This window comes from Spirosoma sp. (assembly GCF_048594605.1).
In the GTDB taxonomy this organism is placed as follows: domain Bacteria; phylum Bacteroidota; class Bacteroidia; order Cytophagales; family Spirosomataceae; genus Spirosoma.
The window spans coordinates 1-9,329 of record NZ_JBMDWV010000391.1 but is presented as its reverse complement, the minus strand read 5'-3'; the positions used below and the strand labels follow the sequence as shown (position 1 = coordinate 9,329).

Sequence of the window (9,329 nt, the reverse complement as noted above, 5' to 3'; positions counted from 1 at the left end):
CTTAATTACTCGTCTGATTACGGTTTTCTGAGGGGGATAATTGGCTTCTTTACAGGAACGGTTTGCTATTTTGTTTTTAGCACTTTTTATGAAACAATTAAATCAATAAAAAATACGGTATTTACTGTTGCTGAAATAAGCATACTAATTATTCTTTGCATAATGACGTATTACGGCACTATGCTAAAGGAAATAAGCCTTATTTATGAAGTAGCCTTTTTTACAGCTATATTTATTTTTGCCTTCGAGAAAGGCGTTATTTCTAAATCGCTAAATAAGTCTGTTTTTTTAAATAAGGTTGGTACGTACAGTTATTCCATTTACATGACGCATGCTTTATTAATTAGCCTTTTCAATATTGTTTTCATAAGAATACTAAAGTTCTCTCCTACCTCTTATTCCTATTTATTTATTCTGAATTATTATCTTATTTATAAAGTATCACAATGGACGTATTCGAATATAGAAATGCGGTTTAAAATCAGAAAACGAACTGTAGATCCGGTAACGTATTAAACCAGTACGACACGTAGTGAAACTATAAAAACAAATGCGCTCACGTTACGTGAGCGCATTTGTTTTTATAATCATAAAGTGATGATCATTACTTCGCTTTCAGGTAGGCAAACGGTATAATCATTTCTTCTAACGATACACCCCCATGCTGGAACGTATTCCGGTAATGATTCACGTAATAATTGTAATTATTGGGATAGGCAAAGAAGTAATCTTCCAGCGTGAATACATACGCTGTTGATACGTGCGGTTTTGGCAGGAACAGCCGCTCTGGCTTACGCCCGACGAAAAGATGATCGTCGTCGAAACCAAGGTTTTTCCCCTGCTTATAACGTAGGTTCGTGTTCGTTTCCCGGTAGCCCACAATTTTGGCCGGTTTCTGTACACGAATCATACCATGGTCGGTTGTCACAATTAATCGACCACCTTTAGCCGCGATTTTCTGGACAAATTCCAGCAAAGGCGAATGTAAAAACCACGACCGTGTGATGGAACGATAAGCTGACTCATCTGGAGCCAGTTCCTTAATCATGGCCATATCGGTTCGGGCGTGCGAAAGCATGTCCACGAAGTTGTAGACCACTACGTTCAACTGATTCTGTAACAGATTATTAAAGGAGTCGACCAGCGATTTCCCCTGATTTACGTTCAGGATTTTATGGTACGAAAATTTGATATTCAAACGACTCTGCTCAAGCAACCGACGCAGGAATTCATCTTCGTGGTTGTTCAATCCTTCATCTTCATTATCGTCATTGACCCACAAGTCAGGATGTTTGCGTTCCATCTCGCTGGGCATCATTCCCGAAAAAATGGCATTACGTGCAAAACCCGTTGTTGTTGGCAAAATTGAATAATACGATGATTCTTCTTCAAGAGAAAAATACTCAGCCAGCAGTGGTTCAATCACCTTCCACTGATCGTAACGGAGATTATCAATCAGAATAAAAAAGAGCGGAGCGGAATTGCCACTCTGGTCGAGCAGCGGAAAAACTTTCTTACGCATCAACTGATGCGACATTACCGGGCTCGTCGCTTTTGGCTCGTTTAGCCACTCTTCATAATTGTCCATCACGAATTTGCAGAACTCGGCGTTAGCCTCGCTTTTCTGCATGTTCATCACTTCTGACATACTCTTGTCCTGCGACCCATCCAGCTCTAATTCCCAGTAAATGAGCTTTTTATAAACATCTACCCATTCATCAAAATCCATGCGGTCGTTGTATTGCATGGAGATGTTACGGAAATCCTGCTGGTAGCCAATATTGGTCCGTTCGGTCACGAGCCGCTTATTGTCCAGAATTTTTTTAACCGACAATAGAATTTGATTCGGATTGAGCGGCTTAATGAGGTAGTCGGCGATTTTTGAACCAATGGCTTCTTCCATAATATGCTCCTCCTCACTCTTGGTAATCATGACTACCGGCAAGTTTGGACGCATCTGCTTGATCTGCGAAAGCGTTTCCAGCCCCGTCATACCCGGCATCATTTCATCCAGAAAAACAACGTCATAATTTGTATTTTCGACCTGATCAAGAGCGTCGGCTCCGCTATTGACCGATGTAACATCATAACCTTTGTTTTTCAGGAATAAAATATGGGGTTTCAGGAGATCAATCTCATCGTCAGCCCAGAGTATTGAGTAATTTTGCATACGTTCAGGAGTCGTTTAGTTGAAGTAGCTTTATAATCAGATTCTGCCAATTATAAAACCTACATTCATTCTTTGTTTAACCTCAAACGTTTGCTACTGTTTGGAAAGATCGCTGGAACCGAGATTTTAAGAAGTTTTAAGACTTTCGTCAATCAAGCGTATACTCTTTGTTAACAGACCCTTTTGCCTCCTCAGATCAGGAACCGGCCCCACTGTATCGCTCGAACGCGCTGTTGACCAGGCATTCGTACGCTTAGGCTGACAGAGACAAAACGCTGAAGCGTCCATTCATCACTACGTTATGCGGGCACGCAAATGCATAAGAATACGAAGCTGCATTCTTATTTCACATAAAAACAGGTATATTTTACGTTATTTTTACGACATAAGTCGTATACAACCGGTAAGTAGCTACATACCGACCTGGTGTACGGCTAATGAAACCTATGAAAATACTCTCTATTGGTTCTAGTGCACTGATAATCGTTGCCATCGTATACAATCTGACAGCGCAGGCTCATTCGATTACGCCGAACCGAGCCGTCTATGCAGATTCGGTTGGTGTTGAGAAAAAGAACGGCAAACGCTTCATCTTACACCGTGTTACGGAAGGCCAGACGCTTTATGCCATTGCCCGTCGATACGGTCGTTCGGTAAGTGAAATTCGTTCGGCCAATCCTGACTTGAAGGAATCCGTTCGATATGGGCAAATTGTCAGAATACCGAGTTCTGAAAAGTCTACCAGTCGAAAAGAAGAGAAATTAACGGACTCCCCTCGCAGGAAGGAAAAAGAAGAAAAGCGTGAGGCTAAAAATACTGCCAGGGGCGAAGATCCGGCCAAAGCAGGTATTCACGTTGTCGAAGCAGGGCAAACCCTGTACAGCTTAGCCAGTCGGTACGGTGTTTCTCAATCCGACCTGCGCAAATGGAATAATCTTTCCGGCAATAACGTATTGATTGGCCAGGCGCTTATTGTATCGGAAAAAGCCAACCAGGTCCGAACACCCTCAACGCCTGTACCTGGCGTTTCAACGAAAACGACTGAACCACCAGCCAGAACCGTAATTGTTCATACGACAGAGCCGAAGTCGACAACACCTGCCAATGAGCCGCATGTGGCAGAGCATCGATCCACTACGTCCGCAGAGCCCAAACCAGACCGTCGGCCAGACGATGAGGCCGCTAACCGGCCCCGTACTGATGCAGAGACGGCCAACCGACCCGCTACGCCGGTCGCGGAAACCCGACCTGAAGAAGAAGTGGAATCGCCCCGGCCGGGCAATGATGCCCCTATGCCGACCTTCGGGCGCCGGATTTCGGACAGTGGCGTGGCTGAAGTTATTGAAGGAACCGATGGTTCGGGAAAATATCTTGCCTTACACCGCACCGCTCCCATTGGCACACTGGTGCAGGTACGTAATGAATTTAACAACCAGAGTCTTTGGGTAAAAGTGGTGGGCCGACTCCCCAATACCGGCATCAACGATAAAATCCTTGTTAAGTTATCAACGCAGGCTTTTTCGAAACTTTCACCGCAAGATCGACGTTTTCGAGCAGAGGTAAGTTACATTGTTAAGTAAGGGAAATCGCTCGTGGTAATGAGTGTTTCGATAAGCTTAACCATTTTCTATTAATTATCAATTCATGGAGACAAAAGAAGAACGTATCGCCCGAAGACACCGTGAGCGCGATAAGGAAATGAAATCCTCGCCAGGCTACGTAACGTTCAGTATTATGTTTACGCTCGCGTACCCGTTCATTGCGATCTTTACATTTGTCATGTCCACGCTATTATCCTGTCTGTCTGGTATTTCCCGAGCCATGGCCTGGGTCGTTAGCGGAGGTAGCAGTAAATAATGAACAATTTGCTCTCCATCGAAAAAAAAGAAGATCATTTTTTATCAGATAAGCTCGCTTCCCTAAAAGATTTTTTAGATGCAAAGGCCGATCAGTACAATCGGCCTTCCTTTATTGAGCGCGACCCAATCAGTATTCCGCACCGCTTTACACAAAAACAGGATATCGAAATTATGGGATTCTGGGCCGCAGTACTGGCCTGGGGTCAGCGACCCGTCATTTTAAGGAAAGCGACTGAACTCGTTGAGCTAATGGATGGGGTGCCCTATGACTTTATCCGTAATCACACAGAAAGCGACATAAAGCGTTTTCTCCATTTCAAACACCGCACCTTTAACGCAACGGATGCGCTTTACTTTCTCCATTTCTTTCGGCAGTATTATCAAAAAAATGATTCCCTGGAGGATGCGTTTTTAAATAACCCGGCGGATTTTCCACAGATCGAAACTAAGAACTCTCCAGCTCCATTCTCAACCGTTGAACAGGCTCTGATCGTCTTTCATGACCGCTTCTGCGGCCTCACCGATTTCTTTCCCGAACGTACCCGCAAGCACATTGCTACGCCAGCCCGTAATTCCTCCTGCAAGCGTTTATTGATGTTTCTGCGCTGGATGGTCCGCCAGGATGACCGGGGGGTTGACTTCGGTATCTGGACAAGGTTACGCCCGGCTCAATTAGTCATGCCCATTGATGTGCATGTCAATCGGGTAGCGCGTCAATTAAATCTACTCTCCCGGCCACAGACCGACTGGAAGGCGGCACTGGAATTAACAGCAGCGCTTCGGGTCTTCGATCCGGCCGATCCCGTCCGTTATGATTTTGCCTTATTTGGTCTGGGCGTTGAAGGCGAAATGTAAGCCTTACCCTCATAAGCAAGGGTAGATTCGTAAATTTTACCAAACAATAGCTATCGGGAATGGCTTACTATAGTGTGATGACTTACGTTTATTATGCCATTTCAAATTACTACACAGCCTTTTGGTCCATTGCCGAATGGGGATATTTCTCTGACAGAATACGTACTTGAGCATACAGAATCGGGCGAATTTATTACGGTTGTTCCCGAATTTGGTGGTATTCTCCGACGGTTGGTTTTACGTAAGAGTACCAAACTGTTTGCGTTACTGAAGGCACCCGAAACACCGCAGGCCCTTATGTCTGACGAAAGTTACGCGAGTGCCCTGCTTTATCCGTTTCCAAGTCGTATCCGTCATGGCGTTTACCAGTTCGAGGGCGAAGATTTTGCCTTGAAACTGAACGAAGCCAAACGCGATAACGCTCTGCATGGCTTTGTTCACGGTCGCCCTTTTTCTGTCGTCAGTCAGGACGTAACGGACACCCACGCTCAGTTGACGTTACGTTATGATTATGCTGGTGATACGTTTGGTTACCCCTTCCCTTTTGTCCTGACTGTCACTTACGAGCTTATCCAAGCCAATCTTTTACGCCAGGGTAGTCACTGGGAGGCCGACAAGATGTGTGCGTTACGTATCAGGTATTCAGCCCAGAACATCGGCACAACGCGCTGTCCAGCTGCTTTTGGCTGGCATCCTTACTTTACACTTACCGGTGAACCGATCGATCATTTTTCGCTGTCTCTACCCGGACGCACGCCCATCAAGCTCGATAAGCATATGATTGCTGATGGACGATCCCCATTTGAAGAAGCCAGTGAGTTTAATCTTCACAAAGTTGAACTGGATTCAGCTTTTGAAATTAATCCGACCAGTGAACCGGACGCAAGTGAATCCTACGCCGAAACGATTCTAACCTCACTTAGTACGGGCGTCCGTTTGATCGTAGGTCAGCAGACCGGCGCCGGAAAACTTAATTATCTGGTATGCTACACGCCTACCCGGCGCGACAGCATTGCCATTGAGCCGCTTACGGCCAACGTCAACGCCTTTAACAATGGAGAAGGTTTGACTGTCTTAGAACCCTGGGAGGAACTATCTGGAACAATGTGGGTACGGCTGGATTAACGACAGTCTAAATTGTTCGTTAATTGTCTTCGTTCTGAACGTACTATGTGAAAACCTGCTCATTACAGTTAATGCAGGGATCTGATTCTCAATCGGCTCGATAAACTTCTTGTGCTATTATACAACCAGGCACTACGTCGTTGTTAAGGGTACTGACAATTTGCTACGCTCCATCAATGCACGATGCGAATAACAATCAGACGACTTTTATTGATGCCGTGAGCTGTCGTTGTATTGCCAGAGTACATTGATAATTTTCCAGACGCCATTCAGCTTAACAAGGTGCGTATAATCAATCCATTCATCGGCTATCAGTTTAACTGAAGCTGTCCTGTCAGAAACATCAAGAAATTTAACTTCTTTTCTAGGGGCAGTTGGAAACTGATCGCCTTTTTTATTATAGCTTTCTGCCAGCAGAACCATTGATTCAGTCGTTGTTTCTCGCACGTAGTCTTTGCCTGTTGCCTTATCTTTCCAGAATGTTCGCTTTGTCATTCTAGGGTGTAAAGCGCGTTCCATTTGCGCAGAATTTGGCACATGCTGTGACTCAATATAGTCAAGATTTTTATTGACAATGGTGCTTTTCTAGGTACAAAAATTTTCTCAATGAGGGTAAAGCCTGACTAGTTATTACGTTTCCTGTATTACAAAGAATCACTTAGGAGCCTAAAGCCTTTCAAAGGTGTATAGAGTTCTCTGGTTCTGGCTTACTCAATTTCTTTTCTCAAATTTCTCATTGCATCCATTATTGTTGTGTAGATATAACCTGGCTTCTTATCATGCCAATCTGTATTTACTTCCTGAGTCTCTTTTACATTTTGAGTGGATTCGTTTTTTGCAAACAGCCACCAAATATTTTGCCATGGATCTTTGAACCGTGCGATTTTCTGTCCACCATAAAAGTCGGATACCTCAGTAATGATAACCGCACCATTCTTCTCTGCTTTTTCTAATATCTCCTCGGCATTGTCAACATACACTTGAGGAAACGCGGGCGTAAAAGGCCAATCATCTTTTGAGTCGGCAACGAGAATCATTGAATCCGCAATCTGTATCTCCGCATGGATTAGGGTTCCATCTTTATCTGGTGTTCTCGCCTTTCTATTCTCGTGAGCATCAAAAACGTTTTCAACAAACTTAATAAACGCTGAAGCTCCACCTTTTACTAAAATAAAGAAGTTAACCTTATTATAAGCTGGAGTATTCAATTGGTTCTCAGTTTCTTGTATCATAGTTTATCGATTAAGTTTTACCTCTAAAATATAACTTGTCTTAGCATGGTAATTCTTAATGAACCGTAAGTTAGCAACCAGCACTCAAAACAATTCAATCGATAACCTCTATACTGGCTACCGGGCACTACGTCTGTTCACTAAGAAGTCAACCATATAAGCACTAACTTGACCGGGTCAACTAACTCCTCAATGAACGTAGTGTTAATCTGTATACCCCTGTTTGATTGGACAGCAAAGCCTCCTGTGGGACGAGCGGCCTATCGCCCGAGAAGCCGCCCAAACGGACCGCACACGACTACCTAGTAATTGAGTTTGTAGGTCATAATTTGCAATCCGTGATCATAAACTGTACTGTCAAGCAGTTCTGCCCGATAGTCTTGTTTCGAATCGCCAAAGAGTTTAACTCCTTGCCCTAAAATCAAAGGACTAAGTTTTATCCTCAGAATATCAATTTGTTGATGATCTAAAAGCCAACCTGCCAACTGTCCACCCCCACATAAATATATATCCGATCCTGATTGCCGTTTAATAGTATCGATTTCTTCAAGGCTTACTGGCTTCACCTGCACTTTCTCGTGCTGGCTATTAAAAGTCAGGTTATTAGAGAAGATGTAGTGAGTCATATTCGGGTAGGCAGGCTGACCTGGTTCAATTCCAAATTTATACCCATATTCATAAGTGTTTCTTCCCATAATTACCGTGTCAAAGGAAGCCAGATCGCCCAAATATTTTTCTACTCCGTTTCCTACCCCTACATATCCGCTTACGTCATCATTGGGTCCCGAGATAAATCCATCAATTGAACAAGCAACGTAATAAACGATTCTTCTCATTTTGTTGATTTTTGTGTTTTAACTTTCTCAGTAAAAAAGTTAGATACTCCGTTGTAACCAACTCCCTCAATCTGTTGGAAGCCATTTCAGGAAATACGCCCTGTCTATCGCAACCCGGAAACGAAAGTCTAAAGCTACTCAATAGAACGTTCGACCTGTCGACCGAAGCCCGACGTTGAAGTATTACCTGAACACGTCGCTTAACGACCATGAAGGTTGACCGATGAGAATGCTACGTACCTGAACGACCACATCTTACACCCTTTTTTGGTCGGGCCGCAACTACCGGCGTTTGTCGCAAGTGATCCACCCAACGAGGCAAAAATCGCTCTGTCACGGAAAGAGCAGTCTGTCGATGAGATAACGAAACACACGTTTCTTACACCTGAACCCGCCCGAAGCTGCCCACCTGACTGAAGTGCGGTACAGAGGTAAGCATTTATAATTACGCCACACCAGTGGCATTTTTAGACTTCTTCTTCTGCATTATAATCAAAGTCATTGGGTTTCAAATTTAGGTCTCTGATTTCTTTCACCCAAGCTAACTTTAGGTAGGGCAACGTCGCCTGAATTGAATCATATTTTCTGAATTTTCTCCGCTCTGTAGCGAATAGCCTACTGGTAGTTTTCCGGTCTATTTTATCTTCTTCGCCGGGGTAGAAAGTGTCGTGCAGCATCATGTTCCACGTACCATATGTAGATAACAGCACCAATTCTGCCGGACATTCGAATTCTATCGTTTGTATACCCCCTTGTAGGTCCATGTCACTCAGTAAACATCGTGCATCTACCAACGTAGGTGCTTTTTCATATTTCTCACATGAATGCCATGCCCAAATAGGTGCGCAATCAATACAACTTATGTTGTTTGCAGCCATTTGTTTGGCCATCCATCGGTAAGATTTAGGGAAATAGCTGGTTGGTGAGTATCTGGCCCAACTCGCTTGGAATATCCCTTTAGATTTCAGTTCCTTTATTACGTCGACTGACTGAAATGTCCAGAGCCTGTATGTCTTTTTCGTTTCCAATTTCCTTTTACTAAGCTATAGGGGTTAGTCGTAGAATACATTGGAAACGGAAACCTATCATCCGCTACGTGAGCTGTTTATCTTGCCAACCAAACCATAGAAATGTAAGCCTGACACTACAGTGATGAGCCACATTTCGGAGCCGTGCTGCCTATAGCGGAGAGCCACCACACTGACACAAAATTCTGACTATCAAGGCAATTATCATGTCGCACCGAACCTGC

9 protein-coding genes are annotated in these 9,329 nt (G+C 44.0%); 4 read left to right on the top strand and 5 right to left on the bottom strand.

The window, feature by feature from the left end; translation table 11 throughout:
- Window positions 1–604: 604 nt before the first annotated feature.
- Window positions 605–2,170: a PglZ domain-containing protein gene (locus tag ACOJS8_RS24335; protein WP_420151159.1), complete on the bottom strand. Its 1,566-nt coding sequence runs from the start codon at window positions 2,168–2,170 to the stop codon at window positions 605–607.
- Between the two features lie 446 nt (window positions 2,171–2,616).
- Here ACOJS8_RS24335 and ACOJS8_RS24330 point away from each other — a divergent pair, with 446 nt between their 5' ends.
- The 4 genes from ACOJS8_RS24330 to ACOJS8_RS24315 all read left to right on the top strand — a co-directional run bounded on the left by ACOJS8_RS24330 (window position 2,617) and on the right by ACOJS8_RS24315 (window position 6,009).
- Window positions 2,617–3,750, top strand: coding sequence for a LysM peptidoglycan-binding domain-containing protein (locus ACOJS8_RS24330; RefSeq protein WP_420151158.1), 1,134 nt, complete (start codon window positions 2,617–2,619; stop codon window positions 3,748–3,750).
- Window positions 3,751–3,814: 64 nt separating this feature from the next.
- On the top strand, window positions 3,815–4,027 hold the full coding sequence (locus tag ACOJS8_RS24325; protein WP_420151157.1) for a hypothetical protein: 213 nt from the start codon (window positions 3,815–3,817) through the stop codon (window positions 4,025–4,027).
- Window positions 4,027–4,884: a TIGR02757 family protein gene (locus ACOJS8_RS24320; RefSeq protein ID WP_420151156.1), complete on the top strand. Its 858-nt coding sequence runs from the start codon at window positions 4,027–4,029 to the stop codon at window positions 4,882–4,884. Before ACOJS8_RS24325 ends, ACOJS8_RS24320 begins: the two co-directional genes overlap by 1 nt.
- A gap of 93 nt (window positions 4,885–4,977) precedes the next feature.
- Window positions 4,978–6,009 carry an aldose 1-epimerase gene (locus tag ACOJS8_RS24315; protein ID WP_420151155.1) on the top strand — a complete coding sequence of 344 codons (1,032 nt, stop codon included), beginning with the start codon at window positions 4,978–4,980 and terminating at the stop codon, window positions 6,007–6,009.
- A gap of 207 nt (window positions 6,010–6,216) precedes the next feature.
- Here ACOJS8_RS24315 and ACOJS8_RS24310 read toward each other — a convergent pair whose 3' ends face one another.
- The 4 genes from ACOJS8_RS24310 to ACOJS8_RS24295 form a co-directional block, all read right to left on the bottom strand.
- Window positions 6,217–6,561 carry a nuclear transport factor 2 family protein gene (locus tag ACOJS8_RS24310; protein ID WP_420151160.1) on the bottom strand — a complete coding sequence of 115 codons (345 nt, stop codon included), beginning with the start codon at window positions 6,559–6,561 and terminating at the stop codon, window positions 6,217–6,219.
- Window positions 6,562–6,716: 155 nt separating this feature from the next.
- Entirely contained in the window at window positions 6,717–7,241 is a 525-nt protein-coding gene (locus tag ACOJS8_RS24305) for a VOC family protein (RefSeq protein ID WP_420151154.1), read from the bottom strand.
- 302 nt (window positions 7,242–7,543) lie between these two features.
- Window positions 7,544–8,077: a dihydrofolate reductase family protein gene (locus ACOJS8_RS24300; RefSeq protein WP_420151153.1), complete on the bottom strand. Its 534-nt coding sequence runs from the start codon at window positions 8,075–8,077 to the stop codon at window positions 7,544–7,546.
- A 467-nt stretch (window positions 8,078–8,544) separates the two neighbouring features.
- Window positions 8,545–9,105 (bottom strand): DUF3841 domain-containing protein, encoded by a 561-nt coding sequence (locus tag ACOJS8_RS24295; protein ID WP_420151152.1) that lies wholly within the window; start codon window positions 9,103–9,105, stop codon window positions 8,545–8,547.
- Window positions 9,106–9,329: the final 224 nt, after the last annotated feature.